Source organism: Candidatus Pelagibacter communis (assembly GCF_012932795.1).
Taxonomy (GTDB): Bacteria; Pseudomonadota; Alphaproteobacteria; order Pelagibacterales; family Pelagibacteraceae; genus Pelagibacter; species Pelagibacter ubique_S.
Map to the genome: position 1 here is coordinate 423,173 of NZ_LANA01000001.1, position 16,644 is coordinate 439,816.

The window sequence follows — 16,644 nt, forward strand, 5'->3', positions numbered from 1 at the left end:
GTTTAATTATTTACTGGCAAAATAAAAATTTTATCATCTATTTTTTTATTTATTTTAATAGATGAAATAAATGTAATAACTAGGTTTTGGTAAATGTCCTCAGTTTGCCATCCAACTAAAGTTAAATTTTTTTTATCGAAAAAAATATTAATTTTATTATCATTTTCAAAAATTGTATAATTTATATATTTGTTTTCAATTACTCTAGCTTCAAGGCTATTCATTTTTGATATTAAAAACTCTTTATCTAATAAAAAAACTAGTGGTGTTTTAGTTAGTGGATAAATATAATAATTGCTACTATTTTTATTTTTAATTACCAGAGATTTCCCATCAGAAATAATTGTTTTTTTATTAATATTATCGTATTCACACCAAATTTTTTTAGGATATTTTATAATACACTTTCCATTTTCATTTCTATCATTAATAGTTTGAATAAAATCAAAACTTAAATTATTTGTAAGCTGCATTTGAGATTTTATATCTTCTACTGTTGAGGAATAAACTGGACTATAAAATTTTAATATAAAAAAAAAAATTAATATTCTAAGCATCATAAAACTTCTCTTTTACCAACATGATTTGCTTTACTTACAACTCCATCAGCTTCCATCATATCAATTATTCTTGCAGATCTATTATAGCCTATTTGTAATTTTCTTTGTAAAAAAGAAGTAGAAGCTTTACCCTCTGATCTAATAATATCTAATGCCGCTTGGTATAACTCATCTTTATCAGTTGAACCTAAAGAGTTTTCATTCATTCCTTTTTCATCTGCAAAACTTAATATCTCATCTATATAGCGTGGCTCAGCTTGGCTTCTCAAATAGTTGTTAACTTTTTCAATTTCATTGTCTGAAACAAAGGGAGCATGAATTCTAACTATCCGATTAGCTGAGGACATGTATAACATATCACCTTTACCTAGTAATTGTTCTGCACCCTGCTCACCTAAAATTGTTCTACTATCTATCTTAGAGGTTACTTGAAAAGATATTCTTGTAGGAAAGTTTGCTTTAATAGTTCCTGTAATAACATCAACGCTAGGTCTTTGCGTTGCCATTATGATATGAATCCCAGCAGCTCTTGCCATTTGTGACAATTTTTGGATATAGTTTTCTATTTCTTTTCCAGCAACAAGCATTAAGTCTGACATTTCATCAACAACAACCACGATATAAGGCATAGGAATTTTGTGTTTTGCATTATAACCATCAATGTTACGAACACCTTCTTTAGTCATAAGTCGATATCGATTTTCCATTTCTTTGACAACCCAACCTAATATGGAGGCAGCTTTTTTGGCTTCAGTAATAACAGGACAGAGCAAGTGAGGTATCCCCTCATAAGTTGATAACTCTAACATTTTAGGATCAATTAAAATAAACTTACATTTTTCAGGGGTATGTCTGTAAAGAATTGAGAGAATTATAGTATTAATACAAACTGACTTACCAGAACCAGTAGTTCCAGCAATTAACAAATGAGGCATAGAAGTCAAATCTCCAACAATAGGAATTCCCGAGATATCTTTACCGAGAGCTATTGGTAATTTGATATCTTTCTTTAAAAAATCATTACTAGATAGAATCTCACTAAGAAAAACATTTTCCCGAGTTGTATTAGGTAGCTCGATACCAATTGTACTTCTACCAGGAATAGTTGCAATTCTGGCTGATTCAGAGCTTGTGTTTCTCGCTATATCATCTGAAAGATTAATAATTTTTGATACTTTAACACCAGCAGCTGGTTCAAATTCATTTAAAGTTACTACTGGACCATGACTTACCTTTTTAATAGCGCCATTAACTCCAAAATCTAAAAGAATTTTTTCTAAAAACTCACTACTGATATAATCATCATCTTTTAATTTTTCTTTATCTTTTTGTGTTGGAATCTTTAATAAATTTATGGAGGGCAGTATAAATTTTATTTTTCTATTATCATTTTTGTTGTCATTTTTTATGAAAGGCAAGTCTTCTTGAATCAGACTTTTTATTTCTTCTTGAGGTATAAATTCATCAATTATTTCATTTTTATTAGTATAATTTTTTTCTTTATTAGAAATTATCGAATTAAATATTTTTTTTATAAATTTGTTAAAAAAATTAATACTAAATTGAATACTGGTTAAAAATAAAATTAAAATTAATAATAAGATAACATAATAAGCAAATTGGGTATTAATATTAATTATTGAATTTAAAAAAGTTGTTTCTAAATATTTTCCAACAAACCCTCCATTACCATTAATATAAAGCTCAAACGTTACTGGATAAAAGAAAGAAAAAAATAAAGAACCAATCAAAGAATATAAAATTGTATAAAAAACACTTTCAATTATTAATAAAACTTTTTTATGCATGATGGTATTTAAGCCAGAGGCTATTAGACTAAAAGGAATTAATAGTGAGATTATCCCAAAAGATTGAAAAAAAATATCAGCAGTAAAGCTTCCACGAAACCCAAAAATATTTATAATTTCGGTATCTTTTGGAAAGATAAAGTTTGGATCTTCAGGAGAAAAAGTAATTAAAGAAGCTAGTAAAAAGAGACCACTAATCAAAATGGTTACACCAATAATTTCAATAACTCTATTTAAAGCAAAATTTATTATATTATTAGCTATAATTTTTAATTTCATAAATTAATAAATCAAATTAATCACTTTGTATCATCTAATTTTTATTGTTAAAATTAAAAATTATTATGAATATCTGTATTATAGGAGACGGTCTTACTGGTCTATCTTTAGCCAAAAATCTTACAAATAAAAAAATTGATGTTCATTTTTATCATAAAAATAAAATTAAAAATTTAACATCAAGTAGAACAATAGGAATATCAAGAAATAACTTAGAATTTTATAAAAAAGAAATTTATGAAATTCCTAAGAAAATTTTCTGGCAAATTAAAAAAATAGAAATTTATTCAGAAAAACTAAACAAAGAAAGATTGTTGAAATTTGAAGATAAGAAAGACAACCTTTTTTATATGCTAAAAAATGATGAGCTTTATAAATTATTAATGAAAGATCTATCCAATAATGAATATTTCAAAAAAAAACTAATTAAAAATGATTCTTCTTTTAAAGATTTATTAAAAAAAAATAAATATGATTTGATTATTAATTGTGATTTAAATAATTTTTTTTCAAAAAAATTTTTTATAAAGAAAATTGATAAAAACTACGAAAATCTTGCATACACAACAATTTTGAGTCATCAAAAATTAAAAAATAATGTTGCTATTCAAATTTTTACCAAAAATGGCCCAATTGCATTTTTACCAATTTCAAATAATGAAACATCAATAGTATGCTCATTAGATACTAAGAACAAAAAATATAATGATTATGAGGTCTTAGAGTTAATAAATAAAAACAACCCAAAGTATCAAGTACAAAAAAAACTTAAGTTAAGTAGTTTTAAATTAAGCTCATCTAATTTAAGAAATTACTACCATCAAAATATTCTTGCCTTTGGTGATTTGCTCCATCGAATACATCCACTAGCAGGGCAGGGTTTCAATATGACTATTAGAGACATTAAAATTTTATCTAAAATTATCCAAAATAAAATTGATCTTGGTATACAGTTGGATGAGTCTATTTTATCTGAATTTGAAAAAGAGACAAAAATTAAAAATTTTATTTTTTCTAATAGTGTAGATCTTATTTATGAAGTATTTAACTTAGATAAAAAAATCAAAAATAAAAGCTTTAATAAAATTTTGAAAATTATTGGAAAGAATAAAGGATTGACTAATTATTTTATCAAAATTGCAGATAAAGGATTAAATTTCTAGAATTTATTGAATTGTAGTATTATCAAAATTGTCATAATTATAAGTACTTAATATTTCAGCTATTTTATCTTTTCTAATTTCTAAATTTTGGCTTTCTAGTAAAATTTGTTTTTCTTCTAATGAAAAAGGTGAGGCCATAGCCAATGCATTTATAGTTTCATTCAAATTTTGCTTTTCTAAAGATTTCCAATTAATTATATATCCTTTTTTTTCAAATAATGATTTCAGATCTTTAAAAATTAATTCGATATCTGAAAATTTTAACTGTTGCTTTTGAAAATTTAAATCATCTTTGTAATCATCAAAATTAACTTCACACTCACGATATAATTTATTATTTTTAATTTCCTTAGTTATTTTAAAACGTGTTAAACCATTAAGTTCGATCAAATATGTACCATTGGATGAATCTTTAAAATTTGTAATTTTTCCAAGACAGCCAGTCTCATGAAGATCTATAATAGAATTTGGATTATTGTTTTTAGGTTGAATTAAGCCTATTAATTTATTTTCTTTCATACTATCATTTATCATTTCTACATATCGAGGTTCAAATATATTTAATGGGACAGTCGTATCAGGAAAAATAATAAAATTACTCAAAGGAAAGATAGGTATTATTTTTGGTAAATCTTGTTTTTTCATTACTTCTTTTAACAAACTTTTAAAAATCTATATAGTGTTCAATAACTTTATTATTGCTTGCACAGAAAAAACCGTCTATTTATAGTGGTTTATAAGCGGGTCTAGCTCATTGGTAGAGCGAATCGTTGCCAACGATTAGGTAGAGGGTTCGATTCCCTTGACCCGCTCCATTAAGCATAAATAATTAAAAATGAGTGATCTTTTAAATAAAAAATGTGTTCCTTGTGAGGGTGGAATTTTACCTTTCGATATAAGTGAAATTCATAAATATCAAAAAAAAGTAGATGGATGGGATGTAAAAGAAAATGAAGAAAAAATCTATTTTTTAGAAAAAAAATTTAAGTTTGAAAATTTTGTTAAAAGTCAGAATTTTGTTAACAAAGTAGGAGAAATCTCAGAAGAAGAAGGTCATCATCCGGATATTTCCTTTGGATGGGGATATGTAGTAATTATAATTACTACACATGCAATAGAGGGATTGTCAGAAAATGATTTTATCCTTGCTGCAAAAATTGATCAGATTCTTAATGTCTGAAATGTCTTGTTTTAGAAAAGACTAAAACAGTACCAGTTTGATTTGCAAATTTAATTATTTCTTTATCTCTTATTGATCCTGAAGGTTGTATTACGGCAGTAACACCCGATTGTACTAATTTTTCTATACCATCAACAAATGGAAAAAATGCATCTGAAGCTGCTACAACTTCTTCATTTAAATCTTGAAATTTATTCATCTTATCTATTGCAATTTGACAGCTATCAAGTCTGCTAGGTTGACCAGAGCCAATACCAACTGTTGTTTCCTGACTTGCCAAAACAATTGCATTAGACTTAACATATCTACAAATATTAAATGCAAAAATTAAATTTTTTAACTGTGATTTACTAGGTTTTTTTTTAGAAACTACTCTAAAGTCCCTAATATTAAATCTTTTTAAATCTTCTGACTGAGTTAAAACAGATTCATTAGCCGAGCTAAATTTTACTAAATCTTTCATTACAAAGTTTGTTGCATCAATAAGACGCAAATTTTTTTTCTTTTTAAAAACTTTTAATGCTTCAGAGTCAAATCCATTTGCAATAATAACTTCCAAGAAAATATTATTTAATTCTAAAGCTAGGGTTTTATTTAATTTGTAGTTACATGAAACTATTCCTCCAAAAGCACTTATGGGGTCACATGCTATTGCTAAATGGTAGCTTTTTAAGATATTTTTATTAATAGAAACACCACATGGATTGGCATGCTTAACAATTACAGTTCCTAAATTTTTTGGTAAAGATTTAGAAATAGTTAGTGCTGAAAATATATCGTTATAGTTGTTATAACTTAGCTGCTTTCCTTGAATTTGTTTAATGTCTAAAATTTTATTTTTTGAGTAAACAGCAGCATGTTGGTGAGGGTTTTCACCATATCTTAATTTTTCTATTAAATTTCCATAGATGACTTTTTTTTTAGGAAAGTCGTTATTTTTAATTGTATTGAAATAATTTGAGATTATAGCATCGTAATATGCTGTTTCAGAAAAAGCTTCAGAAGACATCTTTTCTCTAAACTCGATAGATGTAGAGCCTTTATTTTTTTTTATTTCATCAATTAGCTCTTTATATTGATCTGAAGAGGTAATGACAGCAACATCATTATAGTTTTTTGCAGCAGCTCTAACCATTGTTGGTCCTCCAACATCAATATTTTCTATGATTTTTAAATGATTATTACTTTTTTCTAGAGTTTTTTCAAAAGGGTAGAAATTAACAATAACAAGGTCTATCAGCTCGAAATTATTATCTTTTAAGTCTTTGTTGTGGGATTTGTTATTTCTTTTACTTAATATTCCAGCATGTATTTTTGGGTGTAATGTTTTAACTCTTCCACCGAGTATTTCAGGCGAGTTGGTATATTCTGAAACTTCCAAACATTTAAATTTAAATTTTTTAATTTCTTTAAAAGTGCCGCCTGAGCTTATTAATTCAATCTTATATCTGGATAAAACTTTTAAAAGATTTTTCAAATTTTTTTTATCAGAAACTGAAATTAATGCTCTTTTAATTTTCTTCATTATAGTTTTGTAATTTGCCACTTTATAGTCTGATTTTCGCTATTAGTCATTCCAGAAATGACTATATTCCGATTATCAATAAATAAATTTTTTTTGCCAAAATATAGACCGTTATCAACATTTATAATATTATTGTCAGAATTAAATTTCCAGCCTTCACCATCAAGATCTATAAGTATTGATTTATTATCTTGAGTTTTCATAATTTTAATATTGGGCTCTAAATGAAATCTAACTTCATATTTTAAATTTTTAATACTATTTTTAAAAATTATTTTATCATTACCAATAAATTTTATTTGTTCAGGGTAAAATTCTATCTCTCTTTCATGAATAATACCATATTGTTTTAAATATCCATCATGAGATGAATTAATTTTCCAATAATTTTTTTCACATACAATATTTTTTTTTAATATTTTTAATCCATGAGAAATTTCATTTTTAGTCATATTAAATTTACACGATGATCTATCGTCTAAAATTAGAGTACTATGTATTGCGCTTGATTTTGATAGTTTATTTAATTGATGACCATGTTTTTGAAAATAACCTGAGTTACAGATTAACTTTTTCCCGTTTGATATTATTTCAAAAGATAATGCACCTGCTTGATAATTTGAAGAAAACTTTTTATCAGGGCTTGATCCTACATCCATAAATAGAGAAATTTTCTTATTATTAAGAGCCACATAACCTCCCAATTCTTTACTTTGATTTTTAAAATTATAACCAAGTTTTTTTAAGTAATAATCAAAATCCATATTATTTGTTTCGTGATTACCATTAAAAAGTATATCGACTTTATTGTTCTGCCAACTAAATGCATAAGCCTGACCTAAATAATATATATTTTCATTAATAAAATCAGGTATATCATTTTGAGATTCTTTGAACCATTCTCTTATTAAAATGAAATATTTTAAGTAAAAGCATAATTGTCGGATATTTCTTGATTTTGGAAAACCATCATTATTAAAAGAAAATTTTACAAATTTTTTCAATAAGTTTAACCCTGTATCTAAATAGTTATTTCTGTCATGATAGGTTAAACCAGTCAAAATGATAGCTGCACAGCCTATTATTTTGTCATCACCCCATTCTGATCCCTCTATTTCATTAATTAAATGATTTATTTGTTTCTTTATTACATTATTAAATCTATCTCTGTAGTCAGTGCTACAATCTTCATAAGAAAGTCTAGAGCTAGAAATCCAGGCGATTACTCTTTTAGCAACTATATCAATCTCCCAACTTTTGAAATTGTATCTGTAATTTTTATCTATCCATTGTTTAATTATATTTTGAGTATCTTTTTTTGAAGATTTTAAATCCAAACTGAATAACCAAAAAAAACTATTTAAGTTTTTGTAATCTTTTTCCTTTAAATCTTTGTTATCCCATACTTCGTTTAAAGAATAATTTTCAATATTAATTTTTTTTTTATTATATTTTATAAGAGCATCTAGCAAATTTGAACTTGGATAATATTCTAAAGAACTTATAAAAGAAGGTGTAATTTTTTTATTATAGATGTTTGAACTTAAATAAAGATGGCGAATTTTTTTTTTTAAAAAAATATATGAATTATTAATAAAATTTAATAAATTATTAAAAATCATTATTCTAACTTGATTTTAAAAGTTCTATATTTTTTTTTATATTTCCATTATTATTTTTGAATATAGTAGTGCCAGAAACTAAAATATTTGCCCCAGCTGCAATAGCTAACTTGTTGTTATCAAAATTAATTCCCCCATCAATTTCAATATCAAATTCTAAATTTTTTTCATCTTTTATTTTTTTTAATTCTTTGATCTTTTCTAGAACTTTAGGCATAAACTTTTGTCCTCCAAATCCAGGATTTACACTCATAATTAAAACTAAATCAATTTCATCCAATAGTTCAATTATTAAATCAATTTTTGTTTCAGGGTTTAAAGAGACACCTACTTTTTTGTTTAAACTTTTTATATGTTGAATGGAGTTTTTTAAATTTTCTGTTGCCTCTGGGTGTATTGTAATAATGTTAGCTCCTGCATCAGCGTAGTCTTGGATATATTTATGAACAGGTGATATCATTAAATGAACATCAAATGGTAATTTTGTATGTTGTCTCAAGGCTCTGATAATTGGAGGTCCCATTGTTAAATTTGGAACAAAATGTCCATCCATGACATCTACATGGATCATATCGGCGCCACCTTCTTCCAATTTTTTAATCTCATTTCCCAACTGACTAAAATCAGCAGATAGAATTGAGGGTGAAATTTGTATTTTTTTCATTGATTACTACTTTAGTAGTATCAATTTTATTTTTAATTTGAATTAATTATTTACCAAAAATACGATAAATTTCAGCAGCAATTTCACTTTCTAAAGGAAAAGATAGCATTCCCATGACAGAATATCCCAATAAATAAGGCATTAGATAAAATCTGATCATATAAAAAAACCAAGCTACATAAAGTGGAACAAGAGGCTCTATAATGAATGAAGGTGTAATTGGTTTAAACAAACGTATCAATGGGTTTGTAACTTTTACAAACACTTTCATAAAAAAAAATTCTGAATTTTCTCGCTGAAAAATATTCATTGCAACTTTTCCAATAAGGGTCCACATCACAACTCCTAAAATATAATCAATCGTGAGAATAAAAGGATGAATTTCAGGCATAAATATAAAAAGGGATTCTTTTAAAACTTAACTAAGGGGCGAAATAATCGCCCCTTAGTATTAAACTTAACTAGTGTTGTTTTCCTAGAACTGTTTTACCGCTAGGAACACGAACTTCATCAACCATGTCTTGAGTAGCTTTGTCTGGTGCAGCTGTTAGTAAACTAACAACAACCATAGAAACTAAACTAACTAGTGATCCAAAGATACCGAATGTAAGTTGAGTTATACCCCAGAATCCAGCTCCACCAGTACGCACATGAATTAAGTACCATGTACCAGCGGCTAAACCTAGAAGCATTCCTGCAACAGCACCTGGTCCGTTCGCTCTCTTCCACCATACACCTAGTACAAGTGGGAAGAACAATCCAGACATCGCAAAGTCAAAAGCCCATATTACTGAACCTAAGATACCTTGGATACCCATTGCGGCAATAGTTGCTCCAGCAAAACCAATTATTACAAGTAATACCCTTGCAACAATCAATCTTTTTGCAGTTTCTGCTTTTGGATCAATGATCTTGTAATACAAGTCATGAGACAAAGCATTTGCAATCGCTAAAACTAAACCATCAGCTGTAGACATGGCAGCAGCCATACCTCCAGCAGCAACTAAACCTGAGATCACATAAGGTAATCCAGCAATTTCCGGAGTAGCTAATACAACGGCTTTACCACCCATGAAAAACTCGTTTAACTCAACAGTTCCATTTCCGTTAAAGTCGCTAACAAACATTAAGTTAGCTTGGTTCCAGTTTTGATACCAGTCTATTGCCTGAACTTCAGCTATTGACTTACCAATAATCCCTGTTGAAAGTGTTGGATCAATCAGTGATAGTTTTGATAATGTCGCTAGCATCGGCGCAGTTGAGTATAAAATGAAGATGAAAAGTAGCGACCATGCCACAGATCTTCTAGCTGATTTTACACTTGGAGTAGTAAAGTATCTCATCATAACGTGAGGCAAAGAAGCTGTTCCTGCCATCATACAAATTGCTAGAGAAATGAATCCCCAATTTGTTCCGTTAACTGATGAATGCGCTTTAGTTATTCCAGCTAAGCCTTTTGGTACTGTAGCTAAGTCAGCAGCAGAGTTTTTAACAAAACCAAACTGACCTTCTAGCTCAGCAATTCTAGCTACTTCATCCGCCAACATCAAATGTGGGAAGATACCAGCACCCATTTTACTACTGATCCAGAATACAGGAAGTAAGTAAGCAATAATTAAAACTATATATTGCGCGACTTGCGTCCATGTAACCGCTCGCATTCCACCAAGCATTGAACAAAGCAATATACTTGCTAATCCAACATACACAGCTATCTCAAAAGGAATATCTAATGCTACCGAAGCAATAGTTCCTGTTGCGTTAATTTGTGCAGTCACATAAGTGAATGAAGCTACTGTTAATACTAATACCGCTGAAAGTCTTGCCGTGTTACCACCATATCTTGTACCAACAAAATCTGGAACTGTGTAACAGCCAAATTTTCTTAAGTAAGGTGCTAACAAAGTAGACACAAGTATATATCCACCTGTCCATCCAACTAGAAGCGCCATGTATCCATAGCCCTTAAAGTAAATACCACCTGCCATAGCAACGAATGAAGCACCAGACATCCAGTCTGCTGCAGTAGCCATTCCGTTGAATACAGTTGGGACTTGTCTTCCTGCTACGTAATACGCATCTACTTGAAGTGTACGTGAAAGATATCCAATTACTGCATAGATACCAACAGTGAATGCAACAAAAGCTATTCCGATTGCTTTTGCAGACATCCCCATTTGTTCAGCTATTGCCATTAAGATTATGAATCCTATAAAACCACCTGTATAGATTCCATAAACTTTTGGCAAATTGTCGATAAATTTACCTTTAATCATTATTTATCCTCCCTTTCGCTGAAACCAAACTCTTCATCTATCTTCTCTTGTCTACCTGCAAACCAGAAGTTCAATATTACAAATGCTAATAATGAACCCTGACATGTCATATAATATGACAGCGGGTATCCAAAAGGTCTGAAGCTAGATGCTTCCATTTCAGTTCCGAAAAAAAAGATGCCTATTGAAAAGAAAAACCAGATTGCTAAAGTAATAAATAGCAGTCCCTTAGTTTTTCCCCAATGTTTTTCTTTGTTTGACATTTTTTACTCTCCCTATAGGTTAAAAATGAAACCATACTCATAATGAGGTGGAATTAAACCCTAAAAAACACTCCTAATTAAGCCACTTTTATAATATAAAACAACTAGGAGTAGATAAAAGTGCTTAAATATAAACTTAAATTAAAAGACGTAAAACTTGAAGATTTTAAAATCTATTTATTAGCTTTATTTAAAGGAATTTTACCCAAAAAAAAAATTAAAAATAATGAAGAGCTCAAGTTATTTATTCAAAAAAAGTCTGCATGGGTATCCCAAGTAACTTTATATAATTATTTAAAAACAAGGATGGGAACTAAATGGGTGTTACACTTCGATGATGAAAAATTTCTAGAGTCTATAAATAAAGCAAAGTGGAACATTTATTCTATAGCTCTTCAAGATCTCACATTTTTTTGTTTATCATATTTGAGTGTATTTCATAATTATCAAGAAACACATAATGCAAAAAATATTTACGAAACGATCCTTGATGAAGAAATTAAAAATAATATGCCTGAAGAAATAATTTTGATAGCAAAAGAAAAATTTCTTAAAAGATTAGAAAAGATTGATTGGAATGCTTACTATAAATCTTGGCCTTTTAATGAAAGTGCACTAGCATTATATGAGTGGGCACCAATAGCTGAAGAATTGAAAGTGTTAGATAGAAAAATAGTTTTAAATTCGATGATACTAAAGTGGGATAATATTAAAGATGAGTTTATTAAATTAATAAAAGTCTAAATATTTTTTCTATTATCAACTAAGCTTTGTACAACACTTGGATCAGCTAGAGTTGAGGTATCTCCTAATTGATCATGTTCGTTAGCGGCAATTTTTCTTAAAATTCTTCTCATAATTTTTCCTGATCTTGTTTTTGGTAATCCAGGTGAGAAGTGAATTATATCAGGTGTAGCAAGAGGGCCAATTTGTTTTCTAACCCAAAGTTTTAAATCTCTCTCAAGTTCTCCGTTAGGCTCTTCCCCTACGTTTAAAGTTACATAGCAATAAAGACCATTTCCTTTTATATCATGTGGATAGCCAACAACTGCAGATTCAGCTACTTTTTCGTGAGCCACAAAAGCACTTTCTATCTCAGCTGTTCCTAAATTATGACCAGAAACTATTATTACATCATCAACACGACCCGTTATCCAATAATACCCATCTTTGTCCCTTTTTGCTCCGTCACCTGTAAAATATTTTCCATCAAATTGTGAAAAATAAGTATCTATAAATCTTTGATGATCTCCGTAAACAGTTCTCATTTGCCCAGGCCAAGACTGAGAAATACACAGTCTTCCTTCACCAGCACCTTTAATTTCTTTACCATTTTTATCTATAATTGAGGGTTTAATACCATAAAATGGTTTGGTTGCTGAGCCAGGTTTAAGATTAATAGCACCTGTTTGTGGAGAAATTAAAATGCCACCAGTTTCAGTTTGCCACCAAGTATCAACTATAGGACATTTGGAATTTCCAACTGTCTTATAATACCACAACCAAGCTTCAGGATTTATAGGTTCACCTACTGTTCCTAATAACTTTAAGGATTTCCTCGATGTTTTTTTCACATATTTGTCACCTTCTCGCATTATTGATCTAATGGCAGTAGGAGCTGTATAAAAAATATTAACTTTATATTTATCAATAATTTGCCACCATCTTGACCAATCAGGATAATTTGGGACTCCTTCATGCATTATTGTTGTAGCTCCGTTAGCTAGTGGTCCATAAATAATATAGCTATGTCCAGTAACCCATCCTATGTCCGCTGTACACCAGTATACGTCTCTTGGTTTGTAGTTAAAAATATATTGATGAGTCATTGAAGCGTAAACCATATATCCACCAGTGGTGTGTAATACGCCCTTCGGTTTACCTGTTGATCCTGATGTGTAAAGAATAAATAAAGGATCCTCTGCATTCATTTCTTCTGGTTCACATTTATTAGAAACATCTTTAATTAAATCTTCATACCAAACATCTCTTCCATCTACCCAATTAATATAATTACCAGTTCTTTTTATAACTATGCACTTTTTGACATTAGGACAATTTATTAAAGCTTCATCAACATTAATTTTTAAAGGAATAATTTTTCCACCTCTTACACCCTCATCAGATGTAATAATATATTCAGACTCACAGTCATTTATTCTTCCTGATATAGACTCTGCTAAAAAACCACCAAAAATAATTGAGTGAATAGCACCAATTCTTGCACAAGCCAACATTGTAATTGCTAACTCCGGTATCATTGTTAGATAAATTGTAACGCGATCACCTTTTTTAATTCCTAATTTTTTTAGGCCGTTTGCTGCTTTTGAAACTTCAGAATGTAGCTGTTTGTAAGAAATTTTTCTTGTATCATTGGGGTTATCACCAACCCAAATAATTGCAGTTTTATCTTTTTTATCTTTTAGGTGTCTATCAATACAATTACTTGATGCGTTGAGTGTTCCATCTTCATACCATTTAATTTTTACATCTGTTTTGCTATATTTTACATTTTTAATTTTTTTATATGGTTTGATCCACGTTATTCTCTTTCCTTCTTTTTTCCAAAATTCGTTATTATTTTTAATAGAATCTGAATATTTTTTTTGATATTTTGTTTTGTTGACCAATGCAGCCTTTATCCACTCAGGTCTAGTTTTGAAAATTAATTCTTTTTCTATATCGTTTTTAACTTTGGATTTTACTTTTCTAGAAACCTTTTTTTTAACTTTAGGTTTTACTTTTCTAGAAACTTTTTTTTTAACTTTAAATTTTACTTTTCTAGAAACGTTTTTTTTAACTTTAGACTTTTTCTTTTTTTTTGGCATGAATTTTAAATATTACTCATCTTATTCAAAATTTTCCAGCTTTTAGAGTCGATAGGCATAACTGATAATCTACTTTGTCTGATAAGCGATAAATGGCTTAGAGCCTTATTATTTTTAACATCTTCAAGTGTCACACTTTTTTTTAATTTCTCCTTGAACTTTACCTGAACAGCAACAAATCTACCATCTTTGTCAGTTTTATCTAGGAAAGCTTCTTTAATTACTTCGACTATGCCAACAATTTCTTTCCCTATATTTGAGTGGTAAAAAAAACAAAAATCTCCTTTTTTCATCTCTTTCAAGTTTTTAGCTGCCTGATAGTTTCTTACCCCATCCCATGGAGCACCTTTGGCCCCAGCTTTTTTTTGTTGATCAATTGACCAAACATCAGGTTCTGATTTCATTAACCAATATCGCATTACAGTCTTACTCCAGCACCTTTTAAAAAGGCAGCATCTTCATCTAAGGGCCATCTTGGTTTTGCAGGATAGTTTAACTTATTAAACTGATTTAATTTAAATTTTTCTAGCCCAACCATTGCAATCATTGCAGCATTATCTCCACATAAATTGATAGGTGGAAATATTGCTTCAAAATTTTCTTCTTTACAAAGATTAATCAAGACCCCCCGAATTTTTTGGTTTGCAGCAACACCTCCAGCAACTACAAATTTATTTTTTGCTGTTCCATTAATTTTTTTAAATTCTTCAAAAGCAATTTTACTTTTTTTATATAATATTTCCTCAATAGTTTTTTGAAATGATGCTGCTAAGTCATATTTTTCTTGGTCAGTTTTTATTTGTTTGGATATTTTTAAAACAGCAGTTTTTAATCCTGCAAAAGATAAATTACACCCACCCTTATAAAAAATTGGCTTTGGTAATTCATATTTTTTAGGATTGCCTTTTTTTGCATATACTTCAATTTGTGGTCCACCAGGAAATTCTATGCCTAATAATTTTGCAGTTTTATCAAAAGCCTCTCCTACAGCATCATCTATTGTTGTTCCTAATCGTTTATATTTTCCTAAACCTTGAACATTTAAAAATTGGGTGTGCCCTCCAGAAATTAAAAGCAACAGATAGGGGTAATTAAGTTCACAATTTAGTTTAGGACTTAATGCATGACCCTCTAAATGATTTACAGCAATGAAAGGTTTATTAAGTGAATAGGCCATTGCTTTACCAAAGCTCAAACCAACAGACAAGCAGACTATAAGGCCAGGACCAGCTGTAGATGCCACAGCATCTATCTCATCCATTTTTATTCCACTCTCATCAATTGCTTTTTTTGTAATTAAATCTATTTTTTCCACATGCGATCTTGCAGCAAGTTCGGGAACAACACCCCCAAATTCTCTATGAACATCAATTTGACTTGAAACAATGCTCGATAGAATTGTTGGGATGCCTTGCTTATTTTCAGTTATAATAGCAGCAGCTGTCTCATCACAGCTTGATTCAATTCCAAGAATTATAGGTTTTTTATTCATTAAATTAGTTTTTATTAATAATACAATCTTAATATAAGTATCAAGTATAAAGCAAATAAATGAAAAATAGAAAAATTATTATAGGCTCAAGAAGAAGTAAATTAGCAATGATCTATGCAGAAAAAGCTAGAGAAAAAATTTTAAGTTATGTAAAAAATTTTGGTATTGATGAGGTAGCTATTAAAGAGATTGAAACTAAGGGAGACCAAGTTCTAGATCAAAGATTATCTGAAGTGGGTGGTAAGGGACTTTTTTCAAAGAATATTGAGGTAGAGTTATTAGACAACAAAATAGATATAGCAGTCCATGCATTAAAGGATATGCCTTCTGAAGAAACTGAAGGTCTATTAACAAGTTGTTTTTTAGAAAGAAATGATCCAAGAGAAACTTTAATTAGCAAAAACCATAAACAATTAAAAGATTTATCTCCAAATTCAATTATAGGAACATCTTCATTTAGAAGGGAGTTTCAAATAAAAAAGATGAGAGATGATCTTGATTGTAAATTAATTAGAGGCAATGTGGATACAAGAATAAAAAAGCTTAATGAAAATTTTTATGATGGAATTATATTATCTTATGCTGGAATTAATTCTTTAGGACTTAATCAAAATATATCTCAAATTTTCTCAACTTCTGAGATTATACCTTGTGCAGGTCAAGGAGTTATCGCTTTGCAATGTAGAGATAATGATAAAGAATTAATAGAGATATTAAAAAGTGTTAATCATCAATTGACACACAATTGTATAAAAGCAGAAAGAAATGTTTTAAAGATATTGGAGGGAGATTGTGAAACAGCAGTGGGAGTATTTGCTAGTATTAGTGGCTTTAAAATTAATCTTGAGGCAGAGCTTTTTTCACTTGATGGCAGTAAAAGGTTTCACCTAAAATTATCTGAAAATATTAACAAAGCTAATGAACTGGGAATAGAAGTTGGAAAGGCTTTAAAAAAGTTGTCTAATAACTCTCACAAAAAATAGT

Annotated in this window: 16 protein-coding genes and 1 tRNA gene; 5 read left to right on the forward strand and 12 right to left on the reverse strand. The window is 29.0% G+C overall.

Annotation, left to right across the window (positions count from 1 at the left end):
• Positions 1-2: 2 nt before the first annotated feature.
• Both VP91_RS02225 and VP91_RS02230 read right to left on the reverse strand, forming a co-directional pair.
• Positions 3-560 (reverse strand): LolA family protein, encoded by a 558-nt coding sequence (locus VP91_RS02225; protein WP_248289201.1) that lies wholly within the window; start codon positions 558-560, stop codon positions 3-5.
• Positions 557-2,647 carry an FtsK/SpoIIIE family DNA translocase gene (locus tag VP91_RS02230; RefSeq protein WP_169035809.1) on the reverse strand — a complete coding sequence of 697 codons (2,091 nt, stop codon included), beginning with the start codon at positions 2,645-2,647 and terminating at the stop codon, positions 557-559. Before VP91_RS02230 ends, VP91_RS02225 begins: the two co-directional genes overlap by 4 nt.
• 65 nt (positions 2,648-2,712) lie before the next feature.
• Here VP91_RS02230 and VP91_RS02235 point away from each other — a divergent pair, with 65 nt between their 5' ends.
• Positions 2,713-3,810: an FAD-dependent monooxygenase gene (locus tag VP91_RS02235; RefSeq protein WP_169035810.1), complete on the forward strand. Its 1,098-nt coding sequence runs from the start codon at positions 2,713-2,715 to the stop codon at positions 3,808-3,810.
• A gap of 3 nt (positions 3,811-3,813) precedes the next feature.
• On the opposite strand, the gene VP91_RS02240 is transcribed toward VP91_RS02235, so the two are convergent.
• Entirely contained in the window at positions 3,814-4,455 is a 642-nt protein-coding gene (locus tag VP91_RS02240; protein WP_169035811.1) for an LON peptidase substrate-binding domain-containing protein, read from the reverse strand.
• Between the two features lie 95 nt (positions 4,456-4,550).
• Here VP91_RS02240 and VP91_RS02245 point away from each other — a divergent pair.
• Positions 4,551-4,625 (forward strand) — tRNA-Gly (locus VP91_RS02245).
• A gap of 20 nt (positions 4,626-4,645) precedes the next feature.
• Positions 4,646-4,990, forward strand: coding sequence for a 4a-hydroxytetrahydrobiopterin dehydratase (locus tag VP91_RS02250; RefSeq protein ID WP_169035812.1), 345 nt, complete (start codon positions 4,646-4,648; stop codon positions 4,988-4,990).
• Here VP91_RS02250 and purH read toward each other — a convergent pair.
• The 6 genes from purH to VP91_RS02280 all read right to left on the reverse strand — a co-directional run bounded on the left by purH (position 4,980) and on the right by VP91_RS02280 (position 11,340).
• Entirely contained in the window at positions 4,980-6,515 is a 1,536-nt protein-coding gene (gene purH / locus VP91_RS02255) for a bifunctional phosphoribosylaminoimidazolecarboxamide formyltransferase/IMP cyclohydrolase (protein ID WP_211181495.1), read from the reverse strand. The genes VP91_RS02250 and purH overlap by 11 nt on opposite strands.
• Positions 6,515-8,137: a heparinase II/III family protein gene (locus VP91_RS02260; protein ID WP_169035814.1), complete on the reverse strand. Its 1,623-nt coding sequence runs from the start codon at positions 8,135-8,137 to the stop codon at positions 6,515-6,517. The genes purH and VP91_RS02260 overlap by 1 nt, the downstream gene beginning before the upstream one ends.
• A gap of 4 nt (positions 8,138-8,141) precedes the next feature.
• Positions 8,142-8,801 carry a ribulose-phosphate 3-epimerase gene (rpe, locus tag VP91_RS02265; RefSeq protein WP_169035815.1) on the reverse strand — a complete coding sequence of 220 codons (660 nt, stop codon included), beginning with the start codon at positions 8,799-8,801 and terminating at the stop codon, positions 8,142-8,144.
• A 46-nt stretch (positions 8,802-8,847) separates the two neighbouring features.
• Positions 8,848-9,192 (reverse strand): hypothetical protein, encoded by a 345-nt coding sequence (locus VP91_RS02270; protein WP_169035816.1) that lies wholly within the window; start codon positions 9,190-9,192, stop codon positions 8,848-8,850.
• A 70-nt stretch (positions 9,193-9,262) separates the two neighbouring features.
• Entirely contained in the window at positions 9,263-11,077 is a 1,815-nt protein-coding gene (locus VP91_RS02275) for a sodium:solute symporter family protein (RefSeq protein WP_169035817.1), read from the reverse strand.
• Positions 11,077-11,340, reverse strand: coding sequence for a DUF4212 domain-containing protein (locus tag VP91_RS02280; RefSeq protein WP_169035818.1), 264 nt, complete (start codon positions 11,338-11,340; stop codon positions 11,077-11,079). The genes VP91_RS02275 and VP91_RS02280 overlap by 1 nt, the downstream gene beginning before the upstream one ends.
• A gap of 120 nt (positions 11,341-11,460) precedes the next feature.
• On the opposite strand from VP91_RS02280, the gene VP91_RS02285 reads away from it, so the two are divergent.
• Positions 11,461-12,084: an esterase gene (locus VP91_RS02285; protein ID WP_169035819.1), complete on the forward strand. Its 624-nt coding sequence runs from the start codon at positions 11,461-11,463 to the stop codon at positions 12,082-12,084.
• Here VP91_RS02285 and acs read toward each other — a convergent pair.
• The 3 genes from acs to tsaD are packed head-to-tail and all read right to left on the reverse strand — an operon-like array spanning position 12,081 to position 15,660.
• Positions 12,081-14,168 carry an acetate--CoA ligase gene (acs, locus tag VP91_RS02290; protein WP_169035820.1) on the reverse strand — a complete coding sequence of 696 codons (2,088 nt, stop codon included), beginning with the start codon at positions 14,166-14,168 and terminating at the stop codon, positions 12,081-12,083. The genes VP91_RS02285 and acs overlap by 4 nt on opposite strands.
• Positions 14,169-14,173: 5 nt before the next feature.
• Complete coding sequence (locus VP91_RS02295; protein WP_169035821.1) at positions 14,174-14,587, reverse strand: EVE domain-containing protein; 414 nt, start codon at positions 14,585-14,587, stop codon at positions 14,174-14,176.
• Positions 14,587-15,660, reverse strand: coding sequence for a tRNA (adenosine(37)-N6)-threonylcarbamoyltransferase complex transferase subunit TsaD (gene tsaD, locus VP91_RS02300; protein WP_169035822.1), 1,074 nt, complete (start codon positions 15,658-15,660; stop codon positions 14,587-14,589). The genes VP91_RS02295 and tsaD overlap by 1 nt, the downstream gene beginning before the upstream one ends.
• A 59-nt stretch (positions 15,661-15,719) precedes the next feature.
• On the opposite strand from tsaD, the gene hemC reads away from it, so the two are divergent.
• Complete coding sequence (gene hemC, locus VP91_RS02305; protein ID WP_169035823.1) at positions 15,720-16,643, forward strand: hydroxymethylbilane synthase; 924 nt, start codon at positions 15,720-15,722, stop codon at positions 16,641-16,643.
• The last annotated feature ends 1 nt before the right edge of the window (position 16,644 follow it).